Genomic DNA, 15,656 nt, shown 5'->3' with positions numbered 1-15,656 from the left:
GGGGGACATAAAATGGAGTTAGAAAAAGCAACATTCGCAGGTGGCTGTTTTTGGTGTATGGTAAAACCATTTGATTCCTATGATGGCATTCACTCAGTAATTTCAGGATACACTGGTGGAGAATTAGAAAATCCAACATATGAACAAGTTTGTACCAATCAAACGGGTCACAAAGAAGCCGTTCAAATTACTTTTGATCCATCTATCTTTTCATACAGAGAGTTAGTAGAAATTTTTTGGCAACAAATTGATCCAACTGATGAAGGAGGACAATTTTTTGATAGAGGATCTTCGTATCAAACAGCTATTTTCTATCATAGTCCTGAGCAAAAAGAAATTGCAGAACAATCTAAAGATGAGTTGCAAGCAAGTGGCAAGTTCAGTAAACCAATAGCTACGTCAATATTAGAAGCTAAACCATTTTATCCTGCAGAAACTTACCATCAGGATTATTATAAAAAGAATCCTGCCCATTACAACCGCTATCAAGTGGGTTCTGGACGTGCTGGATTCAAAGAAAATATGTGGGGGGTAAACGAATGAATAAAGAAGAATTGAAACAAAAGTTAACACCTATTCAATATCATGTTACGCAAGAAAACGGCACGGAGCCTCCTCATCGTAACGAATTTGATCAACATTTCGATGAAGGAATATATGTTGATATCGTCTCAGGAAAAGCTCTCTTTCATTCGAAAGACAAATACGATGCAGGCTGTGGATGGCCAAGCTTTTCTCAACCAATTGAAAACTTAGAAGTAACTGAGCATTTTGATGAGTCACATGGAATGAGACGAACCGAAGTTCGAAGTAAAACAGCAAACTCTCATTTAGGTCATGTGTTCCCAGATGGTCCAGGAGAGAATGGTTTAAGGTATTGCATTAATTCAGCTGCATTACGATTTGTACCAAAGGATCAATTAGAAAAAGAAGGATACGGCGAGTATCTTTCATTATTCTCATAAAAAAAACCTTGGAAATTACTAAATTTCCAAGGTTTTTTTGTTCATCTTTATCTTGTCTTGTAAATAGGGTTTGTAGTTTATTACCATTTTTGAAACTAATCGTTAGTTAATAACGTAATCATATATATATAAGGTATATAACTTATTATTAGGATAGTTTGATGACGGGAGATGATAGATTGAAAAAAATTAAGTTCATTTTCATAATCATAACTGTTTTCCTAATCGCTGCTTGCAGTGAAAATCCAGACATTATTCATTTTAAAAATAAAGATAAAGCATTGGATAATTATATTTCTGATCAAAACATTCAAGGAAATATTGAATTGCTAACAACACTCAGCAATGAAAAACTTCTAGTGGCAAAATCGATTGAGAATTCCTATTTTGTTGGTGAATATTAATAGAAACCAATAAAGGTTTTTATGCGGAAAGAATCTCTGAACATGTCCAACTGGAAATGGGGGGAAGCTGGCCAATCATATCAATGGATGGAAACAAATACACTATATTTTTTGAGGAAACGAATACACAAGGCTTCTTTCAGATGTTTAATGGTGACTACTATGTTTCGCTTGTTAAAGGACATGAGAAAGCTAATGTAGAAATCTTAACGAATGTAATTGAAGAAAGGGAAGTAATTAAATAGCAGCTATTTAGACAGGGAGTTAAAAGCATAATAAATTTCATTTTTGAAAATGTGATATAAAAAAGGGGGATTTAATTGAATAAAACCTTTATTTCAATAGTCGGTGGACTAATTGTAGGCTTGGTTATTTCATTTTTCACGCTTGATTATAATGGACTTACTATTGTACATCATAATCAAGCTGGTGAAGTTGAAAAGGTAATTAACGAATTAGATTTTAATCTTTTATCAAATTCCTTATTAATTGTTATTGCCTCAATTATAGTGATTTACATATTGTTAAGACTGAAAGATGAGAAAGCGAAAAAGTGATTTCCACATATTAATTACTTGAACAGGACAATTAAAATTAAAACAGTGGGGTAGAGGGAAATGAGTGACCGATTTGATTTAAGTCTTAAAAACAAGGAAGTACGAATGTGGCTTTATATTATGGTGCCAACTTTTATTATAGGAAGCTTGCTGCTGATTTTTGGAGATTATAAAGATCAATATATTAGATTTTCAGTGTTAGTGATCGCAATAATTGTTTTCTATATTTGGCGTTTTGTTTATAGAAGAAAACAAAAGGGGAATAAACTTTCTTAAGATATAGAGAGAATATACATAAAAATAGAATGCATTGAGGTTGGCTAATGGATTTTATTTGAAGGGTTTTATTAAAAAAATAATCTGAGGGGGGAGAAGTATGCCAGAATTAGAAGGTTTAGTTTTTCCAGTGATTATAACGGTAATCATTATAAGTATCTTTTCAATAATTTTTATGCGAAAAAACAAGATAGATAAAGGATTTGCATTAAATTATTATAAATTATCTTATAGAAGAAAGATGATTCGTACATTAACAAGTTTTCCTTTATTTATCGTGGCGTACATATTAATTTTTATTTATACAGAAACTAATTCAGCAGGTTTGACTACTTTTGGAGTGATATTATTCTGCCTTTTCTTACTCCAGCTTTTATATAATTATATTTATTGGAAGAAGAAAGAATGTAGACAATAATATTTCCTCCGGGAAAAGCATCATATCAATGTGGAAATCCATTCATAAGTAAAGGGACCGTCTCTCAGTCACTAAATGACGTGAGAGATGGTCCCTTTTATTGAAGTTAAATTTTAAATTCATTTACGACTTTTCGAAGTTGGTCGGCTTGTTCGGATAGTTCCACAGCAGATGCATTAATTTCTTGCATGGCTGCTGAACCTTGTTCTGCAGCTGCGGCACTTGTTTCTGAATTCATAGCGGTATTTTCAGCAATTTGATTTACCTCTACAAATGACGATGCCACTTCTTGAGAATAAGTAAGGGTTTGTTCGATTTGGTTGACCATTTTCTCAATAATTTGAATGGTATCGTTCGTTTGATACATAATCTTTTCAAGTGAAATATTCGTTTCATTTGCTACCTCTACTCCACGAATAACAGTTTGAACTCCATCATGATTTTGTTTCACAATCGCCTTCACTTCATGTTGGATTGAGCTTACGATGCCTGTGACTTCCTTAGCAGCCTTTTGGGATTGTTCAGCAAGCTTTCTTACCTCATCAGCAACTACAGCAAATCCACGTCCATGTTCGCCTGCACGCGCCGCTTCAATTGCAGCATTTAATGCTAGAAGATTCGTTTGTTCGGAAATATCTGTAATGGTGCGAATAATGGAAGTGATTTCATTTGATTTTTTACCCAGAGCTTCTACAGTTTCTGTTGTATTTGCCATCGTTTCTTCTATTGACATCATCACGTTAGAAGAATGTATTACAGATTGACCACCTTCATAGGCTGCTGCTTTCATCTGGTCCGTCGCTTTAATCACTTGATGTGCGTCATTACTTAAATATCTTGCAGATTCTTCAAGTAAATTCATTTTTTGAACAGCTAATGTCATACTTCGCATCGTTTGCTCACTACCGGCAGCGATTTCGTTCGTTGTATTTGCAATGGATTGGATGGTATAGGATGTTTGATCAGCCGAAGCCATCAATTGTTGTCCACTTGACGATACATTTTCAGCAAGATCTCTTACTCGTTTAACAAGTTCACCAATTGATTCGATTAATGTATTTGTACTACCAGCGATTTGTGCAAATTCATCATTTGTTTTAACCTTAACTCTTCTTGTTAAATCTCCGCCTGCGTTTGCAATATCTAAAATAGAGGTATTGATAACATACGTATTTCTACGAATGGATTTATAAAGGAAGAATCCGAATGCAATGGCTAATAACACTGAAATCGTGGTAAGGATTAAGAAAATAAGTAATGAACGATTCGTTTCTGATTCAAGTTGCTTTATATGGGCATTATTTTGACTAGCCAATAACTCATTCATCATGCCTATATGAACATCAATATAATCCATTGCTGTTTTTCCGTTACCAGCCATGATTAAGCGTTGTGCGTTTTCAATACCTGATTCATCGCGTGCTTTTACAACTCGTTCAGAATACTGTATATATGTATTGTAGAATTGTTCAATAGAAGTTAAACTTTTCATTTCTTTTTCTCTATTTTTAAAGGATTTGTTTAAATTCTTTAAATTGGTCCCAATTGCGTCTTTTTTAGACTTATATGTATTTAGAAAATTATCTTTTCCTGTGATGATATAACTTTGTTCAGCATTTGCCATTTTAGAAATATCTGTTGCAAGTTGATTAATCTGTAATTGTTCAGCCATATCTTTCTCAGTAAATTCTTTTAATTCATTTTGTAGTGTTTTTAAATTAGTAGATGATACAGTAAGCATAGCGATTAGCATGATAACTAGTAGGGAGAAGATAAGAACAATTTTCCCGCGAATTAAGTCCCAAAATTTAGCTCTTTTATCGTTAAATTGATTGTCTACATTTACTGATTTGTTTTGGCGATTTTTAAAGAAAGATTTTGATGGCTTTTTAGCTGCTTGCTTTTGTTCTGATTTTATTTTCGGAACCTTGCTTGCTTTACCTAGTTTCTTTAGCACGAACACACCAACTTTTCATGTAATTTTGTATGATATTGATAAGTTTACTTGTTTTAGTCGTAATTATCTATACTTTTCTGAATATTATAAGACTTCTTAACTAAAGGGAGAGAGTAAATATGAATCACACATTTTATAAATACGCGTTAACATTTAGAGGGGGACCTAAATCGGACTTGAAATCACAATTCGCAGAAGCAATGTTCTCAGATTTAACATTTCCAAAGCAATCTTCGGATTTTCAAGAGCTGTCGCGTTACATAGAAGAATTAGCACACGAAGATATGAGTGCAACAATTTTTGATGATTTATGGTCTTTATATGAAACGAATGTCCTTTCTCAATCGTAAATGAAAATATAAAGATTAAGGGGGAAATATAAATGTCTTTTTTCAATAAAATTTTAGCTTCTGTCGGGGTAGGAAATGCAAAAGTAGATACAAAATTAAGTGATTCGATTTTTACAGCTGGCAATACGATTTCGGGTGTTACCGAAGTTACTGGTGGTCATACGTCACAAGAAATTGAGAGCATCTATCTAAAGGTTTTTACAACATACGAACGTGAATCAAATGACAGAAAATACACAGATTCAGTTGCCTTTTTCTCATATAAACTCAACGAACCATTTACAATTCAAAAAGATGAAATGAAATCATTTCCTTTTTCGTTCAACCTACCTTTGATTACACCAGTTACAATGGGGAAAACGAGAGTCTGGATTCAAACAAGCTTGGATATCAAAAATTCGGTTGACCCGGGAGATAAGGATTTAATTGAAATTCGACCAAATGCTTTTGTTCAAGCTGGATTAAATGCTGCTCAAAATTTAGGACTTACTTTAAGAAAAGTGGATTGTGAAGAAGCTCCTAGAGCTTATAAAGGAATGACTAAATTTGTTCAGGAGTTTGAATTCGTCGCAACAAATGGTCCATTTAAAGGAAAGTTTGATGAGATTGAGTTTGTTTTCATACCAAAAGAGGACGACCAATATGAATTACTTGTTCAAGTGGACCGTCGTGTTAGAGGACTTACTAGCCTACTTTCTGAAGCCGCTGGTTTAGATGAATCTTATTTCAGACTGCATTTAACATCCGCAGATTTCCCTCAGCTTGAAAGTCGATTAAAGCAAGAGATTGGAAGGTATGCGTAAGTATTTGCATGTAGTGAAGAAAAACAGTATGATAGTACGGAAATGTCAATAAAGTGAGGTTAAAAAAATGAGTGTTCATATTAATGCAAAAAAAGGCGATATCGCCGATACGATTTTACTACCAGGAGATCCACTACGTGCTAAATATATTGCAGAAACGTTTTTAGAAGACGTTGTTCTTTATAATGAAGTTCGTAACATGTTTGGTTACACAGGTACTTACAAAGGTAAACGAATTTCAGTACAAGGTACTGGTATGGGTGTTCCTTCTATTTCGATTTATGTAACTGAATTAATGAATGAATATGATGTTCAAAAACTAATTCGAGTTGGAACTTGTGGATCTATTCATCACGATGTAAAAGTTCGAGATGTAATTATTGCACAGAGTGCATCAACGGATTCAAAAATGAATGAAATTATTTTCAATGGAATTAATTTCGCTCCAACAGCAGACTTTGATTTACTTTTAAAAGCATATAATGCTGGTAAAGAAAAAGGCTTGAATTTAAAAGTAGGAAATGTCTTCACAGAAGATGTTTTCTATAATGAGCATGCTGAACACGAGAAATGGGCTCAATACGGTATTTTAGCTTTAGAGATGGAATCTTCAGCATTATATACCCTAGCAGCTAAATTTGGTCGTCAAGCACTATCTATCTTAACGGTAAGTGATCATTTACTTACAGGTGAAGTGACTTCTTCTGAAGAACGTCAATTAACATTTAACGATATGATTGAAGTGGCTTTAGACGCTGCTATTCAAGATTAATTTTACGTTCATGAGAAAAGGCTGTCATATGAGAATTGACAGCTTTTTTCTTTCCGTTAATACGTAGAAACTGATAAACTATACATATACATTGAAGCGTATTATTTAGGTTTCGATTTGAAAGTGGTGAATAATTTGGACGATCAACAAAACAATCAAGAGCATCAAAATGAACAAGCTGAAATTGACCATCAAAACGCACCTGCAAGTAAATATATACGGTTAAAACCTTTCTTCTTTATCATGTTAATTTTCACCTTGATATTAAGTACAGCAGGTTTAACTATATTCGCTTTAACGTTTGGTGAAGATAAAGTAGTTGAAGTTGGCTCACCAGAGAGAAGAGAATTCCAAAAATTATATCAAGCTTATGATGATTTAAAAGCTGAATATTACGCTGATATTGACCAAGAAGCATTAGTAAATGGTGCGATTAACGGTATGATTGATGCACTTGGCGATCCATATTCAGATTATATGAATCAAGATGAAGCTGCTCAATTTGAAGAAAGCATTTCTTCTAGTTTCCAAGGAATTGGTGCAGAAATACAAGAACGCAACGGTTTTATTTCCGTCGTTTCTCCAATTAAAAACTCACCAGCTGAAAAAGCAGGTATTCTTCCAAATGATCAAATTATCGCGGTAGATGGTGAAAGTATTCAAGGAATGAGTGCTTCGGAAGCTGTATTGCTGATTCGCGGAGAAAAAGGAACATCTGTCTCTTTAACCATTAAACGTGGTGATATGAGTGATCCAATGGAAATCACAATCGTTCGCGATGAAATACCGATTGAAACTGTTTATGCGGAATTATTAGAAGACCAAGTAGCCCATATTCAAATAACAAGTTTTTCACAGAACACATATGATGAATTGCTTAAGGCTATTACTGATATGGAAGAAAAGGGTATGAAAGCAATGGTTCTGGATGTCCGACAAAATCCAGGTGGTTTATTAACATCAGCCATTGATATTTCTAATTTGTTTGTGGATGCTGGAAAACCATTATTCCAAACAAAAGTAAAAGATAAAGATGCTGAAATCTATACAGCTACAAATGGTACGAAAGTTGAAGTTCCTGTCACTCTATTAATTGATGGTGGTAGTGCATCAGCTTCAGAAATTCTAGCAGGTGCCATGAGCGAATCCGCTGGTACACAATTAATTGGATTGAATACATTCGGTAAAGGTACTGTTCAAACGGCTAATGAATTAAATGATGGATCCAACATGAAATTTACAACAGCTAAATGGTTAACCCCAGAAGGTAACTGGATTCATGAAAAAGGAATTGCGCCAGATATTAAAATTGAATATCCATCTTATACTCAACTGCCTTATTTAGATGCATCAGTCGAGTTGAAAACAGGCGTTCTTTCAGATCAAGTTAAGGCAGCAGAAGAAATGCTAGTTGCTATTGGAATTGAAACTGGTAAGGTAGATGGATTATTTGATGAGCAGACTGAAACAGCCATCAAACAAATTCAAAAAGAGAGTGAACTTGAAGAAACAGGTATCTTAACAGGTGACACAACATATGCCTTAATGGATCGCTTGCGCGTTAAAATTGAAAAAGAAGATCCACAGTTGCTAAAAGCAAAAGAGTTATTAATGAAAGAATTAGCTAAATAATTTGAAGCTGGCCTGTTCAATCGGCCAGCTTTTTTCCTAGAATTTTATCGTGAAAGGATGCTTTTTATGAAAGATGTATATTTACTTAGTGGATTTTTAGGGAGTGGCAAAACCTCTTTATTAACTGACATCATACGTCAATTTAAAGAAAATGGGTTAAAGCCTGCAGTTATTATGAATGAATTAGGAAAACTTCCGTTCGACTCGCAATTAGTGGAAGACGATGTCCCTCTAAAAGAAATGTTAGAAGGGTGTATTTGTTGCACGGGTTCCGAGAAAACGGAAGCTCAATTACAAACTTTATTAACTGGTGAAACATTTGACGTGTTATTAATAGAAACAACAGGAGCTGCACATCCAGTTGAAGCATTAGACGCGGTTTATTCTCCTCTATTTGCAAAGGAACTGAATGTAAAAGGAATCGTTACTGTTGTTGATAGTAAACTTTGGCTAGATCGTGAAAAACTTTCACCTCAAATGCGTTCTTTATTCTTAGAACAAATTCGACATTCACATCTTTTGTTAGCCAATAAAATGGATTTATTAACAGATGGTGAACAGGCTAAAGTCATTTTTGAGCTACAAAGTTTTAATTCAACGGCTACACTGATTCAAACTTCACATGCTAAGTGTCCTCTATCTTATTTAGAAAAAATGAATGGATCGATTACTGAACATCAAATAGTTCCAGCTCAAATAGGAAAAGATCTATCACTTTCAACGCGACTTGTTACATTTAAACACCCAGTTATCCAAGATCAATTTGAAGATTGGTTAAGAACTTTACCTTCCACAGTTTTTCGAATGAAAGGTTACGTTCCAATAGAAGGAATAAAAAATCCTATGTTGTTTCAATATTCATATGGGATGGTGCAATGGCTACCTGAATTTGTGAAAATGAATCCTTCAATTGTTATTATTGGAGAACAAATATCTGAAATTAAAGTACCGGGAAGTGAGTGAGCAGGAATGAAAAGTTTAATAGAAGCTTATCAAACGCTCTTTCCATTTCGAGGTGCAACACAAACAATTAGTTCTTTGAATGACCTTGAATCTATCATAAAGACTGAATTGCTTGATGAATTAACACACCCACGAGTAAGGAAAAATTCATCCGAAAAATTACAACTCGCTTTCTTACGAATTGACGAAAGTAGCTTAGCTGAACATGAGAAAACGAGTCTGAAAGCGTTTTACGAAGAAGTTTTTAATAGCGTCAATACCTTTTAAGATGAAGTTTATGGGAAATTCTCTAATACTACACATTTTTTTGCTATAGAAAACCTTATACAGCATACCTTTTCAAATCCGATGGTCACATTGGAAATGATTAGGTATTTTTTTACGAGAATTAACAGATAAGCTAGTTTGCGAGGAGGGATACAACATGAAAAAAATGTTAATCGGTTTAACAATGGGAACAATGGTTTTCTCATTAGGTCAAGCTACATCAGCAGAAGCATCATTTTCATCTAATACACCTACTTGTAACACTGAGGTGAAATATGACTGGTCAACTAGTAATAAAAATATAGAGTTTGATTCTGCAACGCAAAAACAACTAGTCGAGCAAATTAATGCTCAATTGGCTGCTAACGGATTCAAACAAACAATAGATTTTAAAGCACCACAAAAAGCAGCTACTCCTGCTAAGAAAGAGCAAGCTCAACCGGTGGTTCAAAAACCAGCGGAAGTAGCAAAACCTGCAGCGAAAGCAACTGCTGCACAGCCGGCAGCACCAACACCCGCTCCAACACAAACTGCTAAGCCAGCAGAAACGCAACAACCAGCTGCAGTACCTGCAGCAGATGCTTCAATTTCTTCAATTGAACAACAAGTTTTAACATTAACGAATCAAGAGCGTGCGAAAGAAGGCTTAAAACCTCTTGCTACTGATTCTGCATTGATGGACTCAGCTCGTGCAAAATCTTCAGATATGAGTAACAATAATTATTTTTCTCATACGAGTCCAACATTAGGTTCACCATTCGATCAAATGAAAGCAAAAGGTATTCAATACAAAGCCGCAGCTGAAAATATCGCAATGGGACAAAGAACTGCTGCAGAAGTTGTAAAAGGATGGATGGAATCACCAGGTCATAGAGCAAATATCATGAACGGTAATTTTACACACATCGGTATTGGTTATGATGCTCAAGGTCATTACTGGACACAACAATTCATTCAAAAATAAATGTTTAGACCATCTCATTTCGGTGAGATGGTCTTTTCTATATATATACATAGTTTTTAGTTTAAATAAAGCCTAAATCTCCCATACTCAAAAGATGAGGAGGGGAATTTATGGAAGCGTATAATAAGCTCGCACCATATATCAAAACATTATTTCATGATTCAGCTGATTTAATTGTACGGCCCCTCGATTGGCCAGAAGGTGAAGCTATTCTATGTCAATTTTCAGTTTTAGCTAATCAACGAGCAGTAAATGAACATATTGATACTCTTTCTAAGAAGTTTCAAGAAGGTCATTCTAATTGGGGGGAAACTTCCTGTTCAACCCTCGAAGCATTTTACCCTACAAAACTAGTGGAATATGTGAGCAAAGGTGAATCGGTCGTATTATTTAGTGAAACCAATCTTCTATTAAGAATCAATTTGCCTAGTTATACAAACAGATCCGTTATGGAACCCGATAGCGAACATATCATTCAAGGCGCACATGACGGTTTTGTTGAAAATATGGATATCAATATTGCATTAGTACGCAAAAGACTTAGTATTCCCGATTTAGTCGTAAAGAAAATGATTATTAGTCAATCTTCTAAATCACCTATAACTTACATGTACATTGAATCGAAAGTAAGCAAAGTCACCTTAGATGAAATAGAATACCGTTTAAGGAAAATTGAAACGGAATATCTTTTCAGCTCAGGCCAACTAGCTGACTTTTTAGAAGACACGGTTTGGTCTCCATTTCCACAATTAATGACGACAGAGCGTCCAGATAAAGTGGCAACAAATTTATTGGAGGGCAGAGTTGTTTTAATGTTAGACAATACGCCAACGGTATTACTTGGTCCAGTTACTTTTGCATCTTATTTTCAATCGCCAGATGATTTTAATGGACGTGTTTTAGTTGGTACATTTTATAGAATATTAAGGATTGTTAGCTTTTTAACAGCCATATTTTTACCTGCATTTTATATTGCAATCGTTAGTTTTCATTTTGAAGTACTACCATATGAGCTAAGCAAAACTGTCAAAATAGCTGTTAATGAAATACCTTATCGTCCTTTTATAGAAGCAATGATATTAGAGATTACAATTGAATTAATTCGAGAGGCAAGCATTCGTTTACCTAGTCCGATTGGGCAAACAATCGGTATTGTTGGAGGATTAGTCATCGGTGATGCAATCGTTAGTGCCGGTCTAGTTTCAAACGTGATGGTAATCGTCGTTGCATTAACAGCTATATCAAGCTTTGTTATCCCTTCTATTGAAATGAATACAACGATTCGTTTACTGCGATACCCATTTATGCTTGCTGCTACTGTTCTTGGCTTTTTTGGTATTGTCATTGGAACAATCGTTTTATTTATTCATCTCATTAACTTACGTTCATTCAAACAACCTTATTTTTATCCGATTGTTCCTTTTAGACCAAAAGTATTTAAAGAAGTTTTCTTGAGACTTCCTTTTACCAAACCACATAATCAGGCGACTTCATTTAGTCCAAAAGAACCTTTGGAAGAATCGGGTGATTCCAAAGAATGAAATTTTCCCTTACCAAAAATCAATTATTTATATTTTTATTTATTGTTCAAACGGGATCTATTTCAATTGCATTTCAAACTCCAATGATTGAAGCTGCCCAACAAGACGCATGGATAGTTTTTATTGTTGCGCTTATTATACAATTCCTACTTCTTGTTTTATATGAAAGATACCATAAGTACTTTGTAATGAATCGATTTGTAAAATGGTTATATTCGTTTTATATCATGTTGATACTAGTAATATTTGTTGCAAATATTGAAAAATCACTTTCAGTTTGGGTTTTTCAAAACACGCCACCCTATGTCATGGTTGCCATAATAGTAGCAACTTCGCTATATGCGAATATGAGTAAACCTGAATCAGTAGTTAATTTAGGTGTATTATTATTTCCTTTGTTTCCGCTAATATTCTTATTTTTATTTTTAGCCATACCTGATTTAATATGGACAAATCTATTTCCTATGGGCAATATTTCGATGAAGGAATGGGTGAATGGTTTAAGGGAAGCAAATCTTGCATTTGTTGGTACGGAAATGTACTTGATTTATCGTGGATATTTATTGAATTCAGAGAAAATATTAATGAAATCAATTGGGAAATATATATTACTTATAGGAAGTTGTTACTTAATCACAATCTTATTTACAATCATGTTCTTTTCACTGGCTGAAATAGCGATAGTTGCAGAGCCAATCGTTTACATCCTAAAGTCACAAGAAGTTCAGTTTATTGAAAGGCTCGATTTGTTTTTCATTATTATCTGGATGACGTGGAGTGTTATCACGGTTATTTATCTCGTATTTACAGTGCTTTTATTATTTAACATGAAGAGAACAAAAAAAGGAATGCGTTCAGTAATTGGAATTCATCTATTATTGTTTATCATTCCATTGGTTATTATTTGGAAAGATTTATTCAAAATTGGCTATGAGATTCTCATGTATGGATATTTTATTTTTGCTTTTATCATTCCTTTCTTCGTGATCATCATAAATGCATGGAGGTCAAAAGATGTTCAAAAAACTTAGTTGCTTCTTCTGTATTCTGTTATTAAGTGGGTGTTGGGATGAACGTCAATATAAAGATTTTGCATTAGCTTCAATGGTTGGACACGATGGACAAGCCAATGACTTAATATCTTATTTTACTGTGCCGATCATTAACGGAGAAGAGTTGAGTTCAATCATTGTAAAAGGGGAAGGACGTTCCACTCGTGAAGTAAGGATACGTGCGAATTCAAATACACCACAAAATCTTGATGCCTCTAAATTATCAGTTATTTTTTTTTCAGATGAGACCGTCAAAATTGATTTATATCAGTATTTAGATGTTTATTTTCGCACAGCGCATAATCGATTAAGTACTCTTGTTGGAATCACACAAGGTTCTACTAAACCATACTTAGAAATAGGAAATACAGAAAGTAAAGATGCTGGTGTTTACTATGATGATTTTATCAAGGGATTGGCACAATCATCAATTTATCCAGAAACAGATTTGCAAACAATTTGTACAATCCTTTTTGATGACGGAATGGACCTCACATTACCATACTTTGGTATTAATGATGAGGAGAAAACACCTGAAACTTTAGGGGTAGCTCTTTTTACGGGAAGGGTATACTCAGGCACTTTTTTAGACGTTAATCAAGCCAAATTATTAACAATACTTAAAGATGAAATCGGTAAATATACAAATATTACGTATATGTTTGAGGGAATACCAGTATCAATAGAAGTTAGAAGAGTGCATAAAAAGTGGGATTTCAGTCATCTCGAAAGGTCTGGGAAAGTGAGTATGTCTTATGATTTAATTATTGATGTGCAAGAATTTTCAGCGGATCATTTGGAAGATGATAAAAAGAGAAATGAACTTGAAAAATACTTATCGAAAAGACTTAAAGAAGACACATTGGAGATGATTGAGATTCTTCAGCAAACGAAAAGTGATCCTCTAGGAATTGGTAGAAGAGTTCGAGCATTTCATCCAAAGGTTTGGGAAAAAGGAAAATGGGGAGATCTATTTAGTGAATTAACGATTGACATTAAATATGATGTTCAAATTAAACGAACAGGCATCTTATTTTAATCGATCGGTAAAAAACGTATTAATCAAGAAGTATGTATTATATAATTCCACTTCTTTTAGTTTACAAAGTTGTGATAACTGATGAGTTTAGAAATGCTAACTTGAAATAGAAAAAACATTTAATATTTATATTTACAGCAATTCAGTTGATTGGAATGGAGACGGCGACTCTAAGGGGATTAGCACGAGCTAAAGACCCTGGACTGAGCATCGCGAAGGAAGCGGCTGAAGCCGTGTCCCTAGAAAGCTTCCGTAGTAATGGAAATCAACATTTTATTGTTTGTCTACAGTAAGAAAGGAACACAGTCTCAAATGGATTGTGTTCCTTTTCTTTGAATTCTAATTAATCTATAAGATAGTGTAATGGCTCCTGCAGTTAAACCAACGATTAACCCGATCCAATAACCAAATGGACCAAATTCCGTGAATTTAGATAAAAGATATCCAACAGGCAATCCAATTACCCAATATGAAATAATTGCCATTATAAACGTTACATTTACATCCTTATATCCTCTTAATGACCCTTGAACTGGAGCTTGAATAGCATCAGATAGCTGGAACAAAGCAGCAAATATAAAGAAGTGAATGGTTAATTTAATGACCTCTTTATCAGTAGTGTAAAGAGAAGCGATTTGTTCTCGGAAGAAAAATAAGACACACGCTGAGAAAAAGCTAAAAATGATAGCAGTACCAACACTCAGCCAACTATATGTTCGAGCATCGCGTAATCTTTTTGCCCCCACTTCATAGCCAACTAATACTGTTGCACCAATAGATATACTCAGTGGCACCATATATAACAATGATGTGAAATTTAGTGCAATTTGATGGGCTGATATAACAGCTGTGCTATAGCTAGCCATCATCAACGTAACTGCAGAAAAAATACTCGTTTCTGCAAAAATAGATAAGCCAATTGGAATTCCAATCTTGCTGATCTCAAGCCATTTAGAAAACTGAGCAGATGTCCAATTTTTAAATAGCTCATATTCTTTAAATGGTTCAAGTCTATGCGCAATGAAAACTGCGATGAAAAAGATGAGCCAATACGTAATAGCAGATGCGTATCCAGCCCCAGCTCCTCCTAATTCAGGAAAACCAAAGGCACCGAAAATAAGTAAATAGTTAAAACATATATTAATAGGAGCCGAAAGCAAGCTTATAATCATCGTAATCCTTGTTTTCCCAAGAGCATCCATATATGAACGAATAACCGTATACGCAAAAAGTGGAATGATACCAATTAACATAGCAGTTAAATAAGACTTGGCCACATCATGAACTCGCATTTCCAAATCCATCACATTTAATAAGGGATTGATTGAAAATAATAATATGATTATGACAACAATGGAAAGTGCTAAAGATAGGAATAATCCTTGCTGGACAATTGTTTTAACTTCATTTTTTTTCTTCGCACCAACTAAATGAGCTACAAGTGGCGTGGTTGCTAACAGAATTCCAGCTAAACCCGTGTAAATCGGAACCCAAAATGATGAACCTACAGCTACACCGGCTAAATCTTCACTACCATATCGACTGGTCATTAAAATATCGAAAAAGGATACTAAATATAGGGAAACTTGGGTTATTAATATAGGAAAAACAATTTTAATTAATAAAGCCCATTTTTCTTTCATTTGTGTCGTTTCGTGCATATGTTTTCACCAAGATTCTCAAAAAATTTCCTTAA

Annotated in this window: 18 protein-coding genes; 16 read left to right on the top strand and 2 right to left on the bottom strand. The window is 34.3% G+C overall.

Annotation, left to right across the window (positions count from 1 at the left end):
* The first annotated feature begins 12 nt into the window (after positions 1 to 12).
* The 6 genes from msrA to AC3EA5_RS06025 all read left to right on the top strand — a co-directional run bounded on the left by msrA (position 13) and on the right by AC3EA5_RS06025 (position 2,620).
* Complete coding sequence (gene msrA / locus AC3EA5_RS06050; protein WP_488607498.1) at positions 13 to 543, top strand: peptide-methionine (S)-S-oxide reductase MsrA; 531 nt, start codon at positions 13 to 15, stop codon at positions 541 to 543.
* Positions 540 to 965, top strand: coding sequence for a peptide-methionine (R)-S-oxide reductase MsrB (gene msrB / locus AC3EA5_RS06045; RefSeq protein WP_394187909.1), 426 nt, complete (start codon positions 540 to 542; stop codon positions 963 to 965). Before msrA ends, msrB begins: the two co-directional genes overlap by 4 nt.
* A gap of 179 nt (positions 966 to 1,144) precedes the next feature.
* Positions 1,145 to 1,369 (top strand): hypothetical protein, encoded by a 225-nt coding sequence (locus tag AC3EA5_RS06040; protein ID WP_488607497.1) that lies wholly within the window; start codon positions 1,145 to 1,147, stop codon positions 1,367 to 1,369.
* A 320-nt stretch (positions 1,370 to 1,689) separates the two neighbouring features.
* On the top strand, positions 1,690 to 1,926 hold the full coding sequence (locus tag AC3EA5_RS06035) for a hypothetical protein (protein ID WP_488607496.1): 237 nt from the start codon (positions 1,690 to 1,692) through the stop codon (positions 1,924 to 1,926).
* 60 nt (positions 1,927 to 1,986) lie between these two features.
* The gene (locus tag AC3EA5_RS06030; protein WP_488607495.1) at positions 1,987 to 2,202 is read left to right on the top strand and encodes a hypothetical protein; all 216 of its coding nucleotides are present in this window, start codon (positions 1,987 to 1,989) and stop codon (positions 2,200 to 2,202) included.
* Between the two features lie 100 nt (positions 2,203 to 2,302).
* Positions 2,303 to 2,620, top strand: a complete 318-nt coding sequence (locus AC3EA5_RS06025) for a hypothetical protein (protein ID WP_488607494.1) — start codon at positions 2,303 to 2,305, stop codon at positions 2,618 to 2,620.
* A 106-nt stretch (positions 2,621 to 2,726) separates the two neighbouring features.
* Here AC3EA5_RS06025 and AC3EA5_RS06020 read toward each other — a convergent pair whose 3' ends face one another.
* The gene (locus AC3EA5_RS06020) at positions 2,727 to 4,577 is read right to left on the bottom strand and encodes a methyl-accepting chemotaxis protein (RefSeq protein WP_488607493.1); all 1,851 of its coding nucleotides are present in this window, start codon (positions 4,575 to 4,577) and stop codon (positions 2,727 to 2,729) included.
* 119 nt (positions 4,578 to 4,696) lie between these two features.
* Here AC3EA5_RS06020 and AC3EA5_RS06015 point away from each other — a divergent pair, with 119 nt between their 5' ends.
* The 10 genes from AC3EA5_RS06015 (at position 4,697) to AC3EA5_RS05970 (ending at position 13,960) form a co-directional block, all read left to right on the top strand.
* The gene (locus tag AC3EA5_RS06015; RefSeq protein WP_488607492.1) at positions 4,697 to 4,927 is read left to right on the top strand and encodes a YozE family protein; all 231 of its coding nucleotides are present in this window, start codon (positions 4,697 to 4,699) and stop codon (positions 4,925 to 4,927) included.
* 32 nt (positions 4,928 to 4,959) lie between these two features.
* Complete coding sequence (locus AC3EA5_RS06010; protein WP_488607491.1) at positions 4,960 to 5,730, top strand: sporulation protein; 771 nt, start codon at positions 4,960 to 4,962, stop codon at positions 5,728 to 5,730.
* A gap of 67 nt (positions 5,731 to 5,797) precedes the next feature.
* Entirely contained in the window at positions 5,798 to 6,502 is a 705-nt protein-coding gene (gene deoD / locus AC3EA5_RS06005) for a purine-nucleoside phosphorylase (RefSeq protein WP_394187916.1), read from the top strand.
* A gap of 135 nt (positions 6,503 to 6,637) precedes the next feature.
* A complete protein-coding gene (locus AC3EA5_RS06000) occupies positions 6,638 to 8,134 on the top strand; it encodes a lmo1851 family serine protease (protein ID WP_488607490.1) in 1,497 nt (498 codons plus the stop codon).
* 66 nt (positions 8,135 to 8,200) lie between these two features.
* Positions 8,201 to 9,097 (top strand): CobW family GTP-binding protein, encoded by an 897-nt coding sequence (locus AC3EA5_RS05995; RefSeq protein ID WP_488607489.1) that lies wholly within the window; start codon positions 8,201 to 8,203, stop codon positions 9,095 to 9,097.
* A gap of 6 nt (positions 9,098 to 9,103) precedes the next feature.
* On the top strand, positions 9,104 to 9,364 hold the full coding sequence (locus AC3EA5_RS05990) for a hypothetical protein (protein WP_488607488.1): 261 nt from the start codon (positions 9,104 to 9,106) through the stop codon (positions 9,362 to 9,364).
* A gap of 157 nt (positions 9,365 to 9,521) precedes the next feature.
* Positions 9,522 to 10,328, top strand: a complete 807-nt coding sequence (locus AC3EA5_RS05985) for a CAP domain-containing protein (protein ID WP_488607487.1) — start codon at positions 9,522 to 9,524, stop codon at positions 10,326 to 10,328.
* Positions 10,329 to 10,438: 110 nt separating this feature from the next.
* The gene (locus AC3EA5_RS05980) at positions 10,439 to 11,869 is read left to right on the top strand and encodes a spore germination protein (protein WP_488607486.1); all 1,431 of its coding nucleotides are present in this window, start codon (positions 10,439 to 10,441) and stop codon (positions 11,867 to 11,869) included.
* Entirely contained in the window at positions 11,866 to 12,900 is a 1,035-nt protein-coding gene (locus tag AC3EA5_RS05975; RefSeq protein ID WP_488607485.1) for a GerAB/ArcD/ProY family transporter, read from the top strand. The genes AC3EA5_RS05980 and AC3EA5_RS05975 overlap by 4 nt, the downstream gene beginning before the upstream one ends.
* A complete protein-coding gene (locus AC3EA5_RS05970) occupies positions 12,884 to 13,960 on the top strand; it encodes a Ger(x)C family spore germination protein (protein WP_488607484.1) in 1,077 nt (358 codons plus the stop codon). Before AC3EA5_RS05975 ends, AC3EA5_RS05970 begins: the two co-directional genes overlap by 17 nt.
* 308 nt (positions 13,961 to 14,268) lie before the next feature.
* Here AC3EA5_RS05970 and AC3EA5_RS05965 read toward each other — a convergent pair whose 3' ends face one another.
* Complete coding sequence (locus tag AC3EA5_RS05965) at positions 14,269 to 15,621, bottom strand: MATE family efflux transporter (RefSeq protein ID WP_488607483.1); 1,353 nt, start codon at positions 15,619 to 15,621, stop codon at positions 14,269 to 14,271.
* Between the last annotated feature and the right edge of the window lie 35 nt (positions 15,622 to 15,656).

This window comes from Paenisporosarcina sp. (assembly GCF_057785155.1).
The sequence above is the reverse complement of the archived record's forward strand: the minus strand, read 5'-3'. Positions and strand labels throughout refer to the sequence as shown.

Coding starts and splice junctions, on each gene's coding strand:
- msrA (WP_488607498.1), top strand. CDS start 13: ATGGAGTTAGAAAAAGCAACATTCGCAGGTGGCTGTTTTTGGTGTATG.
- AC3EA5_RS05995 (WP_488607489.1), top strand. CDS start 8,201: ATGAAAGATGTATATTTACTTAGTGGATTTTTAGGGAGTGGCAAAACC.
- msrB (WP_394187909.1), top strand. CDS start 540: ATGAATAAAGAAGAATTGAAACAAAAGTTAACACCTATTCAATATCAT.
- AC3EA5_RS06015 (WP_488607492.1), top strand. CDS start 4,697: ATGAATCACACATTTTATAAATACGCGTTAACATTTAGAGGGGGACCT.
- AC3EA5_RS05985 (WP_488607487.1), top strand. CDS start 9,522: ATGAAAAAAATGTTAATCGGTTTAACAATGGGAACAATGGTTTTCTCA.
- AC3EA5_RS06030 (WP_488607495.1), top strand. CDS start 1,987: ATGAGTGACCGATTTGATTTAAGTCTTAAAAACAAGGAAGTACGAATG.
- AC3EA5_RS06010 (WP_488607491.1), top strand. CDS start 4,960: ATGTCTTTTTTCAATAAAATTTTAGCTTCTGTCGGGGTAGGAAATGCA.
- deoD (WP_394187916.1), top strand. CDS start 5,798: ATGAGTGTTCATATTAATGCAAAAAAAGGCGATATCGCCGATACGATT.
- AC3EA5_RS05975 (WP_488607485.1), top strand. CDS start 11,866: ATGAAATTTTCCCTTACCAAAAATCAATTATTTATATTTTTATTTATT.
- AC3EA5_RS05990 (WP_488607488.1), top strand. CDS start 9,104: ATGAAAAGTTTAATAGAAGCTTATCAAACGCTCTTTCCATTTCGAGGT.
- AC3EA5_RS05965 (WP_488607483.1), bottom strand. CDS start 15,621: ATGCACGAAACGACACAAATGAAAGAAAAATGGGCTTTATTAATTAAA.
- AC3EA5_RS05980 (WP_488607486.1), top strand. CDS start 10,439: ATGGAAGCGTATAATAAGCTCGCACCATATATCAAAACATTATTTCAT.
- AC3EA5_RS06025 (WP_488607494.1), top strand. CDS start 2,303: ATGCCAGAATTAGAAGGTTTAGTTTTTCCAGTGATTATAACGGTAATC.
- AC3EA5_RS05970 (WP_488607484.1), top strand. CDS start 12,884: ATGTTCAAAAAACTTAGTTGCTTCTTCTGTATTCTGTTATTAAGTGGG.